Raw genomic sequence first — 18,842 nt, forward strand, 5'->3', positions numbered from 1 at the left:
ACCACCGGCCGGGCGGCGGCCGAGCCGGCCGCCGATTCCGCAGCCGCCGTCGCGCCCCGGACCGACCAGGCCACCGACACCGAGCGGTCCGCGACCGCGGCTGGTTCCGCCGGGCCGCTGTTCGGGGTGGCGGCAGCCGCCGGCCCGGAGCCGGATCGCTGGACCCCGGCCGCGCCGGCCTGGCCGGTCACCCCGGCATGGACCGCGCCCGCACAGGCCGGCGCACCGGAACCGGCCGCATCGGACGATCCGGAGGAACCGGCCGGGCGGACGCCGCGCCCCCGGCACCGAGCACCCCTGCCGGACCTGAGCAGGGCCAGCACCTGGGACGCCTTCGCCACCGCCCGCCGCGAGGGGGCGGCAGACCCGTTGTCGACAAGCACCACCTCACCGGCGTCGACCGGCTCGCCCACGGCCAGCGACCCGGCATCTCCCACCGGATCGTCGAGCCCGACCGGCCCGGCAACACCCGCCGGCCCGCGCGGCGCGTCTGACCGGGTGGCCTCCCGATGGCGACGGTCTGCCCGCACACCGGACGTGGCCGCCGAGGCTGCGCCGTCCGACCCGGCGGGACAAGCCACCCCGACCTCGGTCGCTCCGCCGGAGCAGACCGGCGTCGGCACCGAGGCTGGCGGTCCGGCGAGCGCCGACGCCCGACCGGCCACACCGGCTGCCGGGAACGACGCCGAGCAGTCCTCCCGTCGGGGACGGCTCGGCGGGCTGTTCCGCCGCAACCGGTCCCGCGCCGAAGAGGAGAGCGAGCCCGTGCCGGATGCGACTGAGCCGCTACCGGCACAGGACGAGGAGTTCGTCGACTGGGTCGCGGGCCTGGGCAAGCCGGTGGCGGACAACGAGCCGGAGCAGGAGAACGGCCGCCGCTCGCTGCGCTCCACCGGGCGGCACCACCGCGACTGACCCCGCAGCCCCGCGCTGGCTCGCCCCGTGAGTGGGGCAGGCCAGCGCAGGGCAGGCGGATCAGGCCAGCGGCAGGTAGACCTTTCCGCCGCCGGAGACGAACTCCGCCGACTTGTCCTTCATGCCGCGGGCCGCGTACTCCTTGAGCTCCTGGGTGATCTTCATGGAGCAGAACTTCGGGCCGCACATCGAGCAGAAGTGCGCCGTCTTCGCCGGTTCGGCGGGCAGCGTGGCGTCGTGGTACGAGCGTGCCGTCTCCGGGTCCAGAGACAGGTTGAACTGGTCCTCCCAGCGGAACTCGAACCGCGCCTTGGACAGCGCGTCGTCCCACGCCTGCGCGCCGGGGTGCCCCTTGGCCAGATCCGCCGCGTGGGCCGCGATCTTGTACGCGATCACGCCCGCCTTGACGTCGTCGCGGTCCGGCAGGCCGAGGTGCTCCTTCGGGGTGACGTAGCAGAGCATCGCGGTGCCGAACATGCCGATCATCGCGGCGCCGATCGCCGAGGTGATGTGGTCGTACGCGGGCGCGATGTCGGTGGTCAGCGGGCCGAGCGTGTAGAAGGGCGCCTCGTGGCACCACTCCTGCTGGAGGTCCACGTTCTCCTTGATCTTGTGCATCGGCACGTGACCCGGGCCCTCGATCATCACCTGGACGTCGTGCTCCCAGGCGACCTTCGTCAGCTCGCCGAGGGTGCGCAGCTCGGCGAACTGCGCCTCGTCGTTGGCGTCGGCGATCGAGCCGGGGCGCAGCCCGTCGCCGAGGGAGAACGTCACGTCGTACTTCGCGAGCAGCGAACACAGCTCAGCGAAGTTGGTGTAGAGGAAGTTCTCCTCGTGGTGCGCCAGGCACCAGGCCGCCATGATCGAGCCACCTCGGGAGACGATCCCGGTCACCCGGTCCACCGCCAGCGGCACGTACGGCAGCAGCACCCCGGCGTGCACCGTCATGTAGTCCACGCCCTGCTCGGCCTGCTCGATCACGGTGTCCCGGAACACCTCCCAGCTCAGCTTCACCGGGTCGCCGCCGACCTTCTCCAGCGCCTGGTAGATCGGCACCGTGCCGATCGGCACCGGCGAGTTCCGCACGATGGCCTCGCGGGTCTCGTGGATCCGCTTGCCGGTGGACAGGTCCATCACCGTGTCCGCACCCCAGCGGGTGGCCCAGGTCAGCTTCTCCACCTCCTCGGCGACGGACGAGCTGACCGCCGAGGTGCCGATGTTGGCGTTCACCTTCACCAGGAACGCCTTGCCGATGATCGCCGGCTCGCACTCCGGGTGGTTGACGTTGAGCGGCAGCACCGCCCGACCGGCGGCGATCTCGGCCCGGACGAGCTCCGGGTCGACGTTCTCGCGGATCGCCACGAACTCCATCTCCGGCGTCACCACACCGGCCCGCGCGTACGCGAGCTGGGTCGGCCGTCGCCCGTCCACCCCGGCCAACGGCGTACCCGCGCCCCGCACCGGGGCGACGTCACCCCGCTCGGCGATCCACGGCCCGCGCAGCGGCGGCAACCCCACCTCCGGGTCGGAACCGGGGCCGGACGTGTCGTAGAGCCGCACCGGAGGATGGTCGCCGGTCAGCGCCACCTCGGCGAACGGCACCCGGACATCCGGCCGCGAACCCTCGACGTACACCTTGCCTCGTGCCTGCATGACAGTCTCCCTGGTGATCAAGCGGACCAGCCGAAGTGATCCAGCGGCCCGCGGCCCGCGCCCAGTTCCCAACCCCGCGCCCCGGTCAGAGCGCGGAGCACGTACTCCTTGGCGACCCCGACCGCCGCCGGCACCGGATCGCCCAACGCCAGCCGCACGGCGATCGCCGCCGAGAACGAACACCCGGTGCCGTGGGTGTGCCGGGTGTCCACCCGAGGTGCCCGCAACACGGTGCTGCCGCCGTTCCCGTGCAGGACGTCGACCGCCTCGACCCCGTCCAGGTCGCCGCCGGTGACCACCACGTACTCCGGGCCGCCGGCCGCGAGGGCCTCGGCGGCCGCGACCATCCCGGCCACGTCGTCCACCGGGCGCCCGGTGATGGCGGCGGCCTCCGCGCAGTTCGGCGTCGCCACCCGGGCGTACGGCAGGAGCCGCTCGACCGCGCTCACCACGCCGAGCCGGTGGCCGCTGGTGGCGACGAGCACCGGGTCGACGACGAGCTGGGGCAACCGGCCGTCCCGGGCGGCTTCGGCCACGGCGTCGGCGACGGCCGGATTGCCGAGCATCCCGGTCTTGACCGCGCAGACCGTGAAGTCGGCGAGCACGCTGTCCAGCTGTTCGCTGACCGTGCGCGGGGGTAACGGCAGGACGGCGTCGACGCCCCGGGTGTTCTGCGCGGTGATCGCGGTGAGGACGCTGGTGCCGTACGCGCCGAGCGCCGCGAAGACCTTCAGGTCTGCCTGGATGCCGGCGCCGCCGCCGGAGTCGGAGCCGGCGATGGTGAGGATTGTGCGCGGGGTCATGTCTCCTCGTTGGTCGCTCTTGAGGGCTGCGGCCGACCGTGCCCACTCCGGGCGGTCAGGCTTGATCCCTGCGTGGGCACGGTCGGCCGCAGCCCCCGTCGTGGGGACCTGGGTGCCTCCGCGCCGGCTTGAAAAAGCTCAGGGGTGACCGCCTCGGCATAGGCGCTGGTGAGGGTGGCGGCTGTTTCGGCGGGGTCTTGGGCTCGCATCAGTGCGCCCAGTACGGCTATGCCGGCGGCTCCCGCTTGGATGCAGGCGGTTACGTGTTCTGGGGTTTCCACTCCGCCTAGGGCCAGCAGCGGCACGGGGCTGGCCTCGACCAGCTTCCGCAGGCCGTCCGGTCCTAGGGGCGGGCCGTAACCGGGCTTCGTCTTCGTGGGCCAGACCGGGGAGACGGTTGCGTAGTGCTCGGTGGTGAGGCGGTGCAGCTCGGACTGGTTGTGGCAGGAGCGGCCGACGAGCCGGTGGGTCGGTGGCGGGTAGGGGCCGGCGGCGGGCAGGTGCACGGCGTCGCCGTCGAGCGGGTCGGGGCCCGCCACCATGAGGGTTCCGCCGACGTCGGCGAGGATCGCCCTCAGGTCGGCGGCGAGGGCGGCGCGCTCGGCGCGGGGCAGGTCCTTCTCCCGCAGCACCACCCACCGCACTCCCCCGGCGACGGCGCCCGCCACCACCCGGTCGAGCCCGCCGCGCGCGACGAGCCGATCGGTCAGCAGGACGACACCGGACGGCGGGGTCACAGGTCGGGTCGCCCCTCGTCGGGGGTGGACGGCAGGGCGTGGAAGCGACGCGCGATCCGGCCGGCGCCGGCGGCCAACCGGCCGGCCTCGACCGCGTACCGCATCGCAGTCGCCATCGCCACCGGGTCGGCGGCCCGGGTGACCGCGCTGGCCAGCAGCACCGCATCGCAGCCCAGCTCCATCGCCAGCGCCGCGTCGGACGCGGTGCCGATGCCGGCGTCCAGGATCACCGGTACGTCCACGCCCTGCCGGATCAGCCGGATGTGGTGCGGGTTACCGATGCCGAGCCCCGAGCCGATCGGCGCGCCGGCCGGCATCACCGCGGCGCAGCCCACGTCGGCCAGCCGGCGGGCGAGCACCGGGTCGTCGCTGGTGTACGGCAGCACGGTGAACCCGTCGGCGACAAGCTCCTCGGCGGCGCGGAGCAGCTCGACCCCGTCGGGCAGCAGGGTCCGCTCGTCACCGATCACCTCCAGCTTGATCCAGTCGGTGTCGAACGCGTCCCTGGCCAGCCGGGCCACCTTCACCGCCTCGGTCGCGGTGTGGCAGCCGGCGGTGTTCGGCAGCAGCCGCACCCCGCACCGGTCGAGCAGCTCCAGCAGCCCACCGGCGGAGCCCGGAGCGGTGTCCACCCGGCGCAGCGCCAGAGTGACCAGCTCGGTGCCGGACGCCCGGATCGCCTGCTCCAGCACGTGCAGGTTCGCGGCGCCGCCGGTGCCGAGGATCAGCCGCGAGGTGAAGGTCGCCCCGCCCAGCTCGAACGGCATGCCCCTCACCCGCCCTGCGCGGCGGTGAGCACCTCGACCCGGTCACCGTCGCGCAGCACCGTCGTCGACCAACCGGCCCGGGGCACCACCTCGCCGTTGACCGCGACCGCCACCCCGCGCTGCTGCGGGGCGACGTCGCTGACCAGGTCGGCCACCGACGCGCCACCCAGGACGCTGCGTCCGCTTCCGTTCACCGTCAACTCCACCGGTCCTCCTCCGTCGTCCGATCAGGTCCGCCGACCTCGGCAGCACCAGGCCCGGCGCCGGGACCGGCCGCGTTGCCGGATTCCGGGCCCGCAGCGACGAACCGGCCGGGATGAAAGGGCGTGAGCAGCGGATCGGCCACGCCGCTGGTGACCAGGTCGGCGATCAGGTCCGCGGTGACCGGGGTGAGCACGATGCCGTGTCGGTGGTGCCCGGTGGCGGCCAGCACGTCCGGCCGCCCGGGGAGCGGCCCGAGGATCGGCGCGTTGTCCGGGGTGCCCGGGCGCAGCCCGGCGACCGTCTCGACCAGGTCGTACTCGGCCAGCTCGGGGAGCAGGTCGACGCCGGCACGGAGCAGGCGCAGCACCGCGCCGGCGGTGACCGTGGTGTCCGACCGCTCCTCGACCGTCGCGCCGAGCACCACCTCGCCGTCGGCGCGGGGCACCAGATAGACCTGCTCGCCGTCGGCGTACCCGCGGATCACGTGCCGGAAGCCCGGCGTGGCGCCGCCGGGCGCGCGCAGCCGGAGGATCTGGCCCTTCACCGGCCGCACGGGCAGGCCGGTGAGGGCGGCGGCGCCGCAGCCGGCGGCGACCACGGTGACCCGGGCGTCCACCTCGGACAGAGCACGGACCGCCTGCGGGACGAGCACCGCGCCGGCCCGCTGCGCGGCCGTGCGCAGCGCCGGCACCAGCAACCGCGGGTCGACCTGGTGGTCGGTGGGCGCGAGCGCCCCGCCGCGCACCCGGGGCGCGAGCGCCGGCTCGCGGTCGCGCAGCTCGGTGGGGCGCAACGGGGTGACCGGCAGGCCCAATCCCTGCTGGTACGCCCAGAGCCGACGCGCCTCGGCCAGGTCGTCGCCGGTCGACCCGACGATCAGGGTGCCCTCGGTCCGGTAGCCCAGCTCGGCGCCGCTCGCCTCGGTCAGCTCGTCGGCGAACGCCGGCCAGCGGGCGGCGGACGCCAGCAGCAACCCGGTCAGCTCCCGCTCACCGAAGTACGCCTCGGCCACCGGGGAGAGCATGCCGGCGGCCACCGCCGACGCCCCCGAGCCGGGAGCCGGATCGTGCACCACCACCCGGAGCCCACGGGCGGCGCACCGCCAGGCGATCGCCAACCCGATCGGTCCCGCCCCCACCACCGCGACGTCCAGCCGTGCCCGGTCGTCGAACGGCGTCGACGGGGACCGGCCGGTCAGCACGTCAGGGCTCCGAGCAGCTCGGCGGTGGCCCAGGCCGGGTCGACGGCGGTGGAGACCGCGCCGACCACGGCCACCCCGTACGCCCCGGCGGCTCGCAGCGCCGGCACGCGGGCGGCGGTCACCCCACCGATCGCGATGACCGGAACGTCGACCGCGCCGGTGACCGCGCGTACCCCCTCCGGGCCGATCGGGTCCGGCAACCCGGACTTGGTGCTGGTGGCGTGGCACGGCCCGACGCCCAGGTAGCTGGCCCCCGCGGCGACGGCCTCGATCGCCGTCTCCGGGGCCCGGGCGGTGGCCCCCAGCACGCCGGTGGGGCCGAGCGCCCGGCGGGCGGCGGCGACCGGCAGGTCGTCGGCCCCGACGTGCCCGCCGGCGGCGCCCACCGCCAGCGCCACGTGCAACCGGTCGTTGACCAGGCAGGTCGCCCCGTACGCGGCGCAGAGCGCGAGCACCCGGCGGGCCAGGTCGTACGCCTCGCGGTCGGTGGCGGAGTCCTCGACCCGGACCTGCACCACCAGGTCGGCGCGGGCCGCGGTGAGGGCGGCCCGGACCACGGTGAGCGGGTCCCGCCCGGGTCGGGTATCGGTGATCAGATGCAGTCGCCCAAGGGACGGCATGGCAACGCTCCTCCCTGCGCCGGCATTACCCGGATCAGGTTCGACGGTCGGGGGCTGTCAGCCCCCCTCTCAGCCCGGTACACCGGGCTCCCGTGGGTTACTTGCGTGTCACCGTACGACAGATCCGTCGGGCTGCCAAGGCGGGGTCGGCGGGCCGCGACGGACCGGATTCGCTGGGCGCTTCATACGGTCCTGTTCGGAATGTCGCCCACCGTTGCAGAACCGTTACCCGTCGACATCTTGCCGGACATTGATCCAACCGAATTAATTTGTTCAGCGATTCGACAAAAATGCCGGCGTGGGCGCCCTGGCACGGCACCCGCACCGGCTCCATCCGGGACGGTCTTCGGCGAGCCGGCCCCCGCGATCCTGTCCACCGCGACATAGGAGGCGGCGTGCCCCATTCTCGTCGTGCCCGCGTACCCATCACCGCGACCCTGATCTCCCTGGCCCTGGCCTCGACGACCCTGTTCGGCCTCCCCGCGCAGGCGGCTCCGGCCGCCGCCCAGGTCCCCCCGCGGGACGCGCGAGCCGCGGCCCCGGTCAGCCAGGTGGCGCCGAAGGCGCCAAAGGCCGCGGCCGATCCCTTCTCCGTCCTGGTGTTCTCCAAGACGGCCGGCTTCCGGCACGACTCCATTCCCACCGGACTCGCCGCCATCCAGCAACTCGGTACGGCCAACGGATTCACCGTGGACAGTTCCGAGGACGGTGGCGCGTTCACCGACGCCAATCTGGCGAAGTACAAGGCGGTGATCTGGCTCTCCACCACCGGCGACGTCCTGGACGCCGAGCAGCAGGCCGCGTTCGAGCGTTACGTGCGGGCCGGCGGCGGTTACGTCGGCATCCACGCCGCCTCGGACACCGAGTACAGCTGGGCCTGGTACGGCGACCTGGTCGGCGCGTACTTCGCCAACCACCCGGCGAACCAGCAGGCCACGGTCAAGGTCGAGGACCACGCCCACCCGTCCACCGCCGAGCTTCCGGACCGCTGGTCCCGCTTCGACGAGTGGTACAACTACCAGACCAACCCCCGGCCGGACGTGCACGTGCTGGCCAGCCTGGACGAGAAGAGCTACACCCCGGGCGCGGGCGCGATGGGCGCCGACCACCCGATCGCCTGGTGCCAGGACTTCGACGGCGGCCGGTCCTGGTACACCGGGGGCGGGCACACCCGGGAGTCGTACGCCGAGCCCGAGTTCCTCAAGCATCTGCTCGGTGGCATCCAGACGGCGGCCGGCGTGGTCGACGCCGACTGCGGCGCCTCGAAGACCGCGAGCTTCGAGAAGGTCGCCCTGGACAGCAACACCAGCAACCCGATGGAGCTGGACATCGCCCCGGACGGGCGGGTCTTCTACGTCGAGCGTGACGGCCGGGTGCAGATCGTCAAGCCGGACACCGGCAGCACCGTCACCGCCGTCGACCTGGACGTCTTCACCGGCAACGAGGACGGCCTGATCGGCATCCGGCTCGACCCGGACTTCGCCACCAACAAGTGGGTGTACCTCTACTACGCCCCGAACGACGGCATCGCGCGCAACCTGCTGTCCCGGTTCACGGTGACCGGCGACACCATCGACCCGGCCAGCGAGAAGCAGGTGCTGCGGGTCGACACCCAGCGCAACACCTGCTGCCACGCGGGCGGCAGCATGGCCTTCGACGGCGACGGCAACCTCTACCTGGCCACCGGTGACAACACCAACCCGTTCGAGTCGAGCGCGTACACGCCGATCGACGAACGGCCGGGCCGCCAGGACTTCGACGCGCAGCGCACCTCCGGCAACACCAACGACCTACGCGGCAAGGTGATCCGGATCCACCCGGAGGACGACGGGACGTACACCGTCCCGGCGGGCAACCTCTTCGCGCCGGGCACCGACAAGACCCGGCCCGAGATCTACGCGATGGGCTTCCGCAACCCGTTCCGGATCGGCACCGACCCGGGCACCAACACCCTCTACGTCGCGGACTACGGGCCGGACGCCAACGCGGACAACCCGAACCGGGGCCCCCGGGGTCTGGTCGAGTGGAACATCGTCACCCCCGGCAACTACGGCTGGCCGTACTGCACCGGGACGAACGAGGCGTACAACGACTACACGTTCCCGTCCGGCCCGAGTGGGGCGAAGTTCGACTGCGCGGCTCCGGTGAACAACTCGCCCAACAACACCGGCCTGACCAACCTCCCGCCGGTCGTCCCGGCGACCGTCGACTACGGGTACGCCGGTGACGCGCGGTATCCGGAGATCGGCGGCGGCGGCGCCCCGATGGGCGGCCCGGTCTACCGGTACGACGCCGACCTCGACTCCGACCGGAAGTGGCCGGCGTACTACGACGGCAAGGCGCTGCTCGGCGAGTGGAACCAGTCGAAGATGTACACCATGCAGGTGACCGCCGACGGCAAGTCGTTGGTGGACATCAACCAGTTGCTCACCGGGATGAGCATGATCCGGCCGATGGACTTCGAGTTCGGCCCGGACGGCGCGCTCTACCTGATCGAGTGGGGCAGCGGCTTCGGCGGCAACAACGACAACTCCGGCATCTACCGGATCGACTACATCGCCGGTGAACGCGCGCCGATCGCGGTGGCCGCGGCCACCCCGACGTCGGGGCCCGCACCGCTGACGGTCACCTTCTCCAGCGCCGGCTCACGGGACCCGGACGGTGGCACGCTGACCTACGCCTGGGCCTTCGGCGACGGGCAGACCTCCACCGAGGCCAACCCGACGCACACGTACGCCACGGCGGGCAGCTTCACCGCCCAGCTCACCGTCACCAACCCGAAGGGCCGTACCGCGGTGGCCAACGTGCCGGTCACCGTGGGCAACACCGCGCCGACGGTGACCATCGAGTTCCCGCCCGACGGCGGCTTCTTCGACTGGGGTGACCAGGTCCGCTACACCGTCAAGGTGACCGACCCGGAGGACGGGCAGATCGACTGCGACCGGGTGCGGCTCCAGGTGCTGCTCGGTCACGACGAGCACGCCCACCCGCTGGAGCAGCACACCGGCTGCACCGGCATCGTCCAGACGTCGCTCGCCTCCGGGCACGGCGCCGAGGCGAACGTCTTCGCGGTCTTCGAGGCCACCTACACGGACGAGGGCGGCGCCGGCGGGGCCGGCCCGCTCACCGGCCGGGCGATCGAGCAGTTGCAGCCCAAGCGCAAGCAGGCCGAGTACTTCACCGCCACCGGGCGGGCGCCGGTGAGCACGGGCGGCGGCGACGCCGGCGTGCAGCGGGAGACCGGCGGCGACACCGCCGGCGGCGGCCAGAACATCGGCTTCATCGAGGACGGCGACTGGTGGTCGCTCGCCCCGGCGAACCTGACCAACGTCACCGACATCCGCTTCCGGGCCGCCTCGGCCGGCGCCGGAGGCCGGGTCGAGGTCCGCGCCGGCGCCGTCGACGGACCGGTGGTCGCCACGGCCACCGTGCCGGGCACCGGCGGGTGGCAGACGTACACGGACGTGACCGCGCCGGTGACCGGCGCCGCGAGCGGCACGCTGTACTTCGTCGCCCGGGACCCGAACGGCGGCGCCGGGTCGCTGTTCAACGTCAACTGGATGGACTTCCTCGGCCGCGGCGTCACCGAGAACGCGCCGCCGGTGGTCAGCGCCACCGCCACCCCGGCCACCGGCACCGCGCCGGTCACCGTCGCCTTCGACGGCACGGCCACCGACGCCGAGGGGAACACCCCGCTGACGTACGCCTGGGACTTCGGTGACGGCGGCACGGCGACCACCCTGGACGCCAGCCACACCTACACCAGCCCGGGCACCTTCACCGCCACTCTGACGGTGACCGACAGCGTGGGCGCGAAGTCGTACGCCACGGTGCCGGTGCGGGTGGACGCGCCGAACACGTCCTGCCTGGGGGCGCGCTCGGACGACTTCAACGGCGCCAGCCTCGACAAGGGCCGGTGGAGCAGCGTGGTCCGGGAGAACCAGCTCTACTCGGTCTCCGGCGGCGCGCTGCGGCTGCCCACCGCGGTGGGCGACCTCTACGGCGCCCGTAACGACGCCACCAACCTGGTGCTCCAGCCGGCACCGACCGGGGCCTGGCAGGTGACCACCAAGGTCACCCTGCCGGTGACGGCCAACTACCAGCAGGCCGGCATCATGGTGTACGGCGACGACGACAACTACGCCAAGCTGGACCTGCTGTACAACGGCAGCCGGCGGGTGGAGTTCATCCGGGAGACGGCCGGCACGCCGCGCAACGAGGCCGCGGACAGCACCGCCGCACCGGCGGGTGACACCGTGCACCTGCGGATCACCAGCGACGGGACGAACCTGACGGCGGCCGTCTCGGCCGACGGGCAGACCTTCACCCCGGCCGGCCGGTCGGCCGCGCTCGACGGCATCACCAACCCGCGGATCGGGCTCTTCGCGCTCAACGGCGGCACCGAGGCGCCGGTGGTGGACGCCAGCTTCGACTGGTTCCAGATCACGCCGGACGCCCCGGCCGGGCCGGTCGTGCCGTCGGACGAGTTCACCGGCGACACGCTCGACAAGTGCCGGTGGAACGCGATCCTGCGCGAGGACCCGAACGGCTACCGGGTCACCGGTGGCGCGCTGCGCATCGACGTGCCCAACGGTGACATCTACGGCGGCGACAACACCGGGCCGAAGAACTTCATCCTCCAGACCGCGCCGTCGGGCGACTGGACCCTGGAGACGAAGGTCGACGGCAGCCTGCTGAACGAGCAGTACCAGCAGGCCGGCCTCATCGTGCAGGCGGACGACGACAACTACCTGAAGTTCGACTACATCGCGGACAACCAGGCCGGCCAGCCGGTGACGCGGCGGATCGAGTTCCGCAGCGAGATCGGCGGGGCGGTCCAGAACCCGCAGCCGGAGGCGGCCAACCTGACCGGTGCGGTGTGGCACCTGCGGCTCGCCCGCAGCGGCAACACCTTCACCGCGTCGTACTCGGCGGACGGGACGACCTGGACCGCGTTGACGACCCTCACCAACAGCGCGGTCGGCGCCACCCCGAAGGTCGGGCTGTTCACCCTCGGCGCCAACCAGACCGCCTCGAAGACCGCCGCGTTCGACTACTTCCGGTTGAGCACGGAGGTCGCCGACGAGACCGCACCGGTCACCACGGCGGCGGTCTCCGGCACCCCGACCGACGGGTGGTACACCGGGCCGGTGACGGTGACCCTCACCGCCGCCGACGAGGCCGGCGGCAGCGGGTTGGCCGGCACGGCGTACCAGCTGGACGGGGCCACCACCTGGACGGACTACACCGCTCCGGTGGCGGTCAGCGGCGACGGCGAGCACGAGCTGCGGTTCCGCTCGACCGACGAGGCGGGCAACGTGGAGTCGACGAAGACCGTCACGGTCAAGATTGACGCCAGCGCGCCGGTCACCTCGGCGACGTTCGCTCCGGCGAACGACGCCGGCTGGCACGACGGGACCATCCCGGTGGTGCTGACCTCGACCGACGCCGGTTCCGGTGTGAAGACGGTGGAGTGGTCGCTGGACGGTGGCGCGTGGACGCCGTACTCGACGCCGGTCGAGGTGACCGGCGACGGGCAGCACGAGCTGCTGTTCCGGTCCACCGACAAGGCGGGCAACGCCGAGACGCTCAAGTCGGCGGTGCTGCGGATCGACGGCACCAAGCCGACGCTGCTGGTCTCCGGGATCGCCGACGGCCAGCTCTACGGAGACAGCCAGGACGTCCGGGTGTCCTGGCAGGCCGTCGACCCCACCTCGGGCATCGCGACCGTGGTCGGTCGGTTGAACGGCCGGGCGTACGCCAGCGGCACCCTGCAGGCCATGTACGAGCTGCCGCTCGGCCTGCACGAGCTGGTCGTCACCGCGACCGACAAGGCGGGCAACGAGACCACCTCGACGGTCCGGTTCTTCGTCACCACCTCGTTCCGGGACATGCAGAACCTGCTGGACCGGTTCAAGGCGACGGGGCGGCTCTCGGCCAAGGCGCACAAGCAGTTGACGGCGAAGCTCGACGCGGCCCGCAAGGCCGAGGCGGCCGGCAACGACACGAAGGCGGTCAAGCAGCTGACCGAGTTCCGGACGCTCGCCGCCGACTCCGCCCTGGTGGGCGAGGGGGAGATCCGGGACGTACTGGTCCGGGACGCCGACGCCATGATTGTCCGGCTCGGCGGCACGGCCAGCAAGGCCGGGGTACGGGCCAACGACGGCGAACCGGTCAAGGGCGCCGGACGGCTCGGTGGCGACGCCATTCGGCTCGCCCCCGGTCGCCAGCTCTGATCCGACCGGGCCCCTCCCCGACGCTCCGGCGTCGGGGAGGGGCCTCCCTCATCGGTAGTGAGGAGATGTCCGTGACGGGTATCCGCAAGGTGCTGGCCGCCGTTCTCGTCGGGCTGGCGCTGACCCTGCTCTCCGCCACCCCGGCGGCCGCCCGGGCCGACAAACTCAAGCTGACGGTGGCCGGCGACGGCGCCGAGGGAGTCACCATCCAGGCCAGCTACGCCGATGGCCGCCGGCTGGAGCAGGTGGTGCGGTTGGTCCTCACCGCCAGTGGACCGGACGGGCGGAAGATCGGGCCGGTGCAGCTGGATCCGCAGCCCGAGGGGCACGGCTTCTACAGCAGCGGTCCGGTGCTCTCCGCCGGCACGTGGAAGGTGACGGTGAACTCCCTCGCTCCGCTGCGCAGCGAGGCCACCGCCACGGTGCAGGCCCGGGCGGCACAGACACCGCCGGCGCCCGCGCCGGTCGCGGTGACCAGGCCGGCGGACGGAGCGGGCGGGGCGGCTGCCAGGTGGTGGCCGTTCGCGGCGGCCGGCCTGGTGCTCGTCGCCGCCGCGATGGGGGTGGCCATGCTGTTCGGCCGCCGCCGCACCACCGACTGACCGACCAACGCGCAGGCCGACCAACCGGCGCTCCGAGTGACCGACCGGCCCGCCGGCCGACCAAACCGGCGCTCAGAGTGACCGACCGCCGGCCGACCAAACCGGCGGTCCGACCAACGCGCCGGCCCCAACCGGCGCTCCGACTGACCGACCAACGCGCCGGCCGACCAACCGGCGCTCCGAGTGACCGACCGGCGCTCCGGCGCCCGTCGGACGACCGGGCCGGGCCGCTCGTCGCGGTCCGGCCCGGTGCTGTCTGATCGGCGCGTGATCGACTCGACATCCCTGAAATCGGGGCCTTACGGACCGCGGGACACCCCGATTTCAAGGAACGCGAGTGGATCAAGCGCGCGGCGCGCACCCACGCGGCGCGCACCCACGCGGCGCGCACCCACGCGGCGCGCACCCACGCGGCGCACACCCACGCGGCGCACACCCACGCGGCGCACACCCACGCGGCGCACACCCACGCGGCGCACACCCACGCGGCGCACACCCACGCGGCGCACACCCGCGCGGCGCGCACCCACGCGGCGCGCACCCCGCGCAGCGCGCCCGGCGGGGATCAGAGGACGGCGCGCAGCGCGGCCAGGTCCTCGTCGGTGGGCTCCCACGTGCCGGCGGCGGCGTTGGCGTGCACCTGCTCGGGCGTGGTGGCGCCGGCGATCACCGAGGTCACCGCGGGCTGGGCGGCCAGCCCGCCGATCGCCACCTGGAGCATGGTCAGCCCTCGCTCGGCCGCGTACGCCTCGATCGCCTCGATGGTGTCCCAGTCGGCCGCGGCGAGTCGCTCCGCGTACCGGCCACCGCCGGAGAGCCGGCTGCCGGCCGGCGGCGGACCGGAACGCTTGTACTTGCCGGTGAGCAGGCCGTTGGCGAGCGGGAAGAACGGCAGCATGCCCAGGCCGAACCGTTCGCAGGCCGGGATCACCTCGGTCTCCACGGACCGCTCCACCAGGCTGTAGTGGTTCTGCGCGCTGATGAAGCGGGCCCGGCCGTTGGACGAGGCGACCCAGTCCGCGTCGGCGATCTGCCAGCCGGTGAAGTTCGAGTTGCCCAGGTAGCGCACCTTGCCGTCGCGGACCAGGTCGTCCAGGGCGGCGAGCGTCTCGTCAATCGGCGTGCCCGGGTCGGGCTCGTGCATCTGGTACAGGTCGATGTGGTCGGTGCCGAGCCGGCGCAGCGACGCCTCGACCGCGCGGGCGATGTAGCGCCGCGCCCCCCGGGCACCGAAGTCCGGCCCGTTGAGGCCGTTCATGTCCATGCCGAACTTGGTGGCCACCACCACGTCGTCCCGGCGTCCCTTGAGCGCCTGCCCGAGCAGCTCCTCGGAGCTGCCCTGCGGTTCGCCGTAGATGTCGGCGGTGTCGAACAGGGTGATCCCGGCGTCCAGGGCGGCGTCCACCACCGCGCGGGTGCCGTCGAGGTCGAGCTTGCGGCCAAAGTTGTTGCAGCCGATGCCGACCACGGACACCACGAGCCCGGAGTCGCCCAGCCGGCGATAGGTCATCTCAGTCACGAGATCCACCCTATGCCGGCCGGACGTATCGACACCCCGGGGACCGATCAGCCCACGTCCCAGACCGGCTCCGGGGTCTCCACCACCTCGCTGTCCCCGCGGAACAGCACGAACCGGTCGAAGGAGCGGGTGAACCAGCGGTCGTGGGTGACCGCGATCACGGTCCCCTCGAACGCGTTCAGGCCCGCCTCCAACGCCTCGGCGCTGGCCAGGTCGAGGTTGTCGGTGGGCTCGTCGAGCAGCAGCAGGGTCGCCCCGGACAGCTCCAGCAGCAGCACCAGGAACCGGGCCTGCTGCCCGCCGGAGAGGGTGCCGAAGCGCTGGTCGCCCTGCCCGGCCAGCTCGTAGCGGCTGAGCACTCCCATCGCCGCGTGCCGGTCCATTCCGGTCCGGTGCTCGTCGCCCCGCCAGAGGATCTCGACGAGCGTCTTCGACATCAGCTCGGGCCGGTCGTGGGTCTGGGAGAAGTGCCCCGGCCGCACCCGGGCGCCGAGCCGGGCCGTGCCGTCGTGCGCCACCGGGGCGAGCGCGGCCGCGCCGTCGACCGGCCCGTTGGCCGGGTCGGGGTCGCTGCCGCCTCGGGCCAGCAGCCGCAGGAAGTGCGACTTGCCGGTGCCGTTGGCCCCGAGCACCGCCACGCGGTCGCCGTACCAGATCTCCAGGTCGAAGGGGTAGGTCAGGCCGTCCAACTCCAGCTGCTCGCAGACCACCGCGCGCTTGCCGGTCCGCCCGCCGGTCAGCCGCATCCGGATGTCCTGGTCCTTCGGGGGTACGGGCGGCGGCCCGGCCTCCTCGAACTTGCGCAGCCGGGTCTGCGCGGCCTGGTACCGCGAGGCGAGCCCGTCGTTGTACGCCGCCTTCTGCTTGTACATCAGCATCAGCTCGCGCAGCTTCTGGTGCTCCTCGTCCCAGCGCCGACGCAGCTCGTCGAGGCGGGCGTGCCGGGCCACCCGCGCCTCGTGCCAGCTGGCGAAGCCGCCCGGGTGCACCCAGGCGCTGCCGCCTTCCACGGCGACCACCCGGTCGGCGGTCTGTGCCAGCAGCTCACGGTCGTGCGAGACGTAGAGCACGGACTTCGTCGACTCGCGCAGCCGCGCCTCCAGCCAGCGCTTGCCGGGCACGTCGAGGAAGTTGTCCGGCTCGTCGAGCAGCAGCACCTCGTCCGGGCCGCGCAGCAGCAGCTCCAGCGCGAAGCGCTTCTGCTGCCCGCCGGAGAGGGTGCGCACCGGTCGCTCCCGGACGGCGTCCCAGGGCTGGTCGAGCACGATGGTGGCGACGGTGTCGAAGAGCACCTCGGCGTCGTACCCGCCGGCCTCGCCCCAGGCGCCCAGCGCGTCGGCGTACGCCAGCTGGGCCTTGCCGGCCGCGGTGCTGTACTTGCCGCGGACCTCGGCCGCCCGCATGGCCGCCTCGGTCTCGCCGAGCCGCCTGCCGGCCTCGCGCAACGGCGGCGGGGCCAGCGACAGCGCCAGGTCGGCGAGTGTCGACTCGTCGCCGATCATGCCGATGAACTGGCGCATCACGCCCAGCCCACCGGCTCGCGCGACGGCGCCGGTACGCACCGGCAGGTCACCGGCGACCATCCGCAGCAGTGTCGTCTTACCCGCGCCGTTCGGCCCGACCAGGGCGATCTTGCCGCCCTCCCCGACCCGGAACGACACGTCGGCGAAGAGTTCCCGACCGTCGGGCAGGATGTGCCCGACCGCTGCCACGTCCACGTATCCCACGCCGGGATCCTGCCCCAGCAGGGGCCGGCCGGTACATCCAATTACCGGGTGACCCGCAGCACCCGGAAGCCCTTCTGGCTGGCGTGCCGCTCGACCTGCCAGCTCTGGTCGGTGAGCCAGCGGTGCAGCGAGTCGCCACCGAGGTGCCGGGCGACCACCAGCCAGCCGACGCCGTCCGGGGCGAGGCGGGGCAGCCAGCGCAGCAGCAGGTCGTGCAACCCGTCCTTGCCGATCCGGATCGGCGGGTTGGACCAGAGCTGGGCGAAACGAAGCTCTGCCGGCACGTCGTCCGGTGCGCGGACCCGGACCCGGTCGCCGGCGCCGACCCGGGCCGCGTTGGCCGCGGTCAGGTCGCGGGCGCGGGCGTTGACGTCGACCGCCCAGACGGTGCTCGCCGGGGCCAGGTCGGCCAGCACGCAGGTGATCGGGCCGAACCCGCAGCCGAGGTCGAGCAGGTCGCCGGTGGTGGCCACGGTGGGCAGCTCGGCCTTGCGCAGGAGCACTGCGGTGCCCGGGTCGAGACGGCTGGCGGAGAAGACGCCACCGGCCGAGGCGAGGCGGTAGTCGCGGTCGGCGACGGAGAACTCGACCTCGCGCGGCGGGGCGTCGCTGGCGGGCTGAGCGGTGAAGTAGTGGTCGCCGGTCACGCCGGCAATTCTCGCATCGGTCGAGGCACGCTCCGACACGGCCCACACCTACATTTCCCGTTATTACCCCCTAAAGGGACAATGCCTCCTACTCTGGGCGACATGGTGTATCGGTACGAGTCCGATGAGGACGCTTTCGCGGAGTACCCGGATGACGGGTCCGACCTGTCCGTGCCCGGCGGTCCGCCTCCGCCGGCCGGGCCCTCGCCGTCGCGCTTCCCGACCCCGTCGCTGCGCCGGACGAACCAGATCGCGCTGCCGTCGTCCCCTCCGCCGCCGGCCCGTGCCGAGATTCCGCCCGCCGCGCCGCCCGCCGCGCCACGCGACCAGGTCTACAGCTCGGCAGAGCCGATCGAGCCGTCCTCCCGCCGGGGCGGCGGCCGACTCTGGCAGGTGCTGATCGGCGGCGCGGCCGTGCTGGTCCTCCTCGCACTCTGCGGCCTGGGCGCCGCCGCGCTGCTGGTGGAGCGCGACCCACAGCCGCAGGCCACCCCGACGTACCAGCCGAACGCCGCCGCGTCCGCCCCCACGGAGGAACGGCAGGACCTCGACTCCCGGGACACCGACCAGGCACCGCTCACCGCCAAGGAACTCTTCCCCGCCAAGGAGCTGAAGGTCACCGACGGCCAGCCGGGCTACCAGGTGATCACGAAACACTCGAGCGGCAGTTGCGCCGTCGCCGCCACCGGCGAGGTCGCCGACCTACTGGTCCGGCTCGGCTGCAACCAGGTGGTCCGGGCCACGCTGCGGGCACCCGGCGGCGACCATCTGGTCACCACCGGGTTGTTCAACCTCACCGACAAGGTGAGCGCGGAACGGGCCCGGGACCGGATCCGGCAACTGCTCGACGAGCGGCAGGGCCGGTTCCGGGGGCTGGTCGGCAAGGAAGGCGACGGCACCGAGGTGGTGGCCACCGCCCCGGCCCGGGTCGGTTGGCAGGTCCGCGGCCACTACCTGGCGTACGCGCTGGTGGTCCGCACGGACGGCGTCGCCGTCAAGTCCGGCGACACCACGATCCGGGAGATCCTGTTCGACATGATCGAGCTGCACCTCAGCCGGGGTGTGCTGCAACGGCGGGCCGACGGCGGCACCGCCGCGCAACCGACGGTGGCGCCGAGCGGGAGCAGCGGCAGCCAGAGCGGCAGCACCGGCGACGACGAGCTACCGGGCGACTGACCGCACCCCCGCCGTCCGCGGTCACGGCGACGGGA

13 protein-coding genes, 1 pseudogene and 1 riboswitch are annotated in these 18,842 nt (G+C 73.2%); of the genes and pseudogenes, 4 read left to right on the forward strand and 10 right to left on the reverse strand.

Annotated elements, in window-relative coordinates; genetic code table 11:
• Positions 1-915: pseudogene (locus EAD98_RS30875) on the forward strand (hypothetical protein); the annotation flags it as partial.
• A gap of 60 nt (positions 916-975) precedes the next feature.
• Here the strand turns inward: EAD98_RS30875 and thiC are convergent.
• The 7 genes from thiC to thiE all read right to left on the reverse strand — a co-directional run bounded on the left by thiC (position 976) and on the right by thiE (position 6,900).
• Complete coding sequence (gene thiC, locus EAD98_RS06165; RefSeq protein WP_121653108.1) at positions 976-2,568, reverse strand: phosphomethylpyrimidine synthase ThiC; 1,593 nt, start codon at positions 2,566-2,568, stop codon at positions 976-978.
• A 17-nt stretch (positions 2,569-2,585) separates the two neighbouring features.
• Complete coding sequence (thiD, locus tag EAD98_RS06170; RefSeq protein ID WP_121653109.1) at positions 2,586-3,371, reverse strand: bifunctional hydroxymethylpyrimidine kinase/phosphomethylpyrimidine kinase; 786 nt, start codon at positions 3,369-3,371, stop codon at positions 2,586-2,588.
• A complete protein-coding gene (locus tag EAD98_RS06175) occupies positions 3,368-4,108 on the reverse strand; it encodes a thiamine phosphate synthase (protein WP_121653110.1) in 741 nt (246 codons plus the stop codon). Before EAD98_RS06175 ends, thiD begins: the two co-directional genes overlap by 4 nt.
• On the reverse strand, positions 4,105-4,884 hold the full coding sequence (locus EAD98_RS06180) for a thiazole synthase (RefSeq protein WP_121653111.1): 780 nt from the start codon (positions 4,882-4,884) through the stop codon (positions 4,105-4,107). Before EAD98_RS06180 ends, EAD98_RS06175 begins: the two co-directional genes overlap by 4 nt.
• Positions 4,881-5,081, reverse strand: a complete 201-nt coding sequence (thiS, locus tag EAD98_RS06185) for a sulfur carrier protein ThiS (protein WP_121653112.1) — start codon at positions 5,079-5,081, stop codon at positions 4,881-4,883. The genes EAD98_RS06180 and thiS overlap by 4 nt, the downstream gene beginning before the upstream one ends.
• Complete coding sequence (gene thiO, locus EAD98_RS06190; protein ID WP_233583732.1) at positions 5,072-6,277, reverse strand: glycine oxidase ThiO; 1,206 nt, start codon at positions 6,275-6,277, stop codon at positions 5,072-5,074. Before thiO ends, thiS begins: the two co-directional genes overlap by 10 nt.
• Positions 6,274-6,900 carry a thiamine phosphate synthase gene (gene thiE / locus EAD98_RS06195; protein WP_121653114.1) on the reverse strand — a complete coding sequence of 209 codons (627 nt, stop codon included), beginning with the start codon at positions 6,898-6,900 and terminating at the stop codon, positions 6,274-6,276. Before thiE ends, thiO begins: the two co-directional genes overlap by 4 nt.
• Positions 6,895-7,004: riboswitch (TPP riboswitch) on the reverse strand. Its footprint overlaps the gene before it by 6 nt.
• A 291-nt stretch (positions 7,005-7,295) precedes the next feature.
• Between thiE and EAD98_RS06200 the strand changes: the two genes are divergently transcribed.
• Both EAD98_RS06200 and EAD98_RS06205 read left to right on the forward strand, forming a co-directional pair.
• The gene (locus EAD98_RS06200; protein WP_121653115.1) at positions 7,296-13,136 is read left to right on the forward strand and encodes a ThuA domain-containing protein; all 5,841 of its coding nucleotides are present in this window, start codon (positions 7,296-7,298) and stop codon (positions 13,134-13,136) included.
• A 71-nt stretch (positions 13,137-13,207) separates the two neighbouring features.
• Positions 13,208-13,738: a hypothetical protein gene (locus EAD98_RS06205; protein WP_121653130.1), complete on the forward strand. Its 531-nt coding sequence runs from the start codon at positions 13,208-13,210 to the stop codon at positions 13,736-13,738.
• A gap of 565 nt (positions 13,739-14,303) precedes the next feature.
• Here EAD98_RS06205 and EAD98_RS06210 read toward each other — a convergent pair.
• From EAD98_RS06210 to EAD98_RS06220, 3 genes are read right to left on the reverse strand one after another with little or no spacing between them, the layout of a single operon-like run.
• Entirely contained in the window at positions 14,304-15,266 is a 963-nt protein-coding gene (locus EAD98_RS06210; protein ID WP_199723309.1) for an aldo/keto reductase, read from the reverse strand.
• 38 nt (positions 15,267-15,304) lie between these two features.
• On the reverse strand, positions 15,305-16,984 hold the full coding sequence (locus tag EAD98_RS06215; RefSeq protein ID WP_121653117.1) for an ABC-F family ATP-binding cassette domain-containing protein: 1,680 nt from the start codon (positions 16,982-16,984) through the stop codon (positions 15,305-15,307).
• A gap of 41 nt (positions 16,985-17,025) precedes the next feature.
• Positions 17,026-17,631, reverse strand: a complete 606-nt coding sequence (locus tag EAD98_RS06220; RefSeq protein ID WP_121653118.1) for a class I SAM-dependent methyltransferase — start codon at positions 17,629-17,631, stop codon at positions 17,026-17,028.
• A 102-nt stretch (positions 17,632-17,733) separates the two neighbouring features.
• Between EAD98_RS06220 and EAD98_RS06225 the strand changes: the two genes are divergently transcribed.
• The gene (locus tag EAD98_RS06225; protein ID WP_233583731.1) at positions 17,734-18,807 is read left to right on the forward strand and encodes a hypothetical protein; all 1,074 of its coding nucleotides are present in this window, start codon (positions 17,734-17,736) and stop codon (positions 18,805-18,807) included.
• Positions 18,808-18,842 lie beyond the last annotated feature (35 nt).

The organism is Micromonospora sp. CV4 (assembly GCF_003667455.1).
Taxonomy (GTDB): Bacteria; Actinomycetota; Actinomycetes; order Mycobacteriales; family Micromonosporaceae; genus Micromonospora.

What these genes read in the sequence shown, in the direction of transcription:
- thiC (WP_121653108.1), bottom strand. Translation starts at nt 2,568, where the DNA reads ATGCAGGCACGAGGCAAGGTGTACGTCGAGGGTTCGCGGCCGGATGTC.
- thiD (WP_121653109.1), bottom strand. Translation starts at nt 3,371, where the DNA reads ATGACCCCGCGCACAATCCTCACCATCGCCGGCTCCGACTCCGGCGGC.
- thiE (WP_121653114.1), bottom strand. Translation starts at nt 6,900, where the DNA reads ATGCCGTCCCTTGGGCGACTGCATCTGATCACCGATACCCGACCCGGG.
- EAD98_RS06225 (WP_233583731.1), top strand. Translation starts at nt 17,734, where the DNA reads ATGGTGTATCGGTACGAGTCCGATGAGGACGCTTTCGCGGAGTACCCG.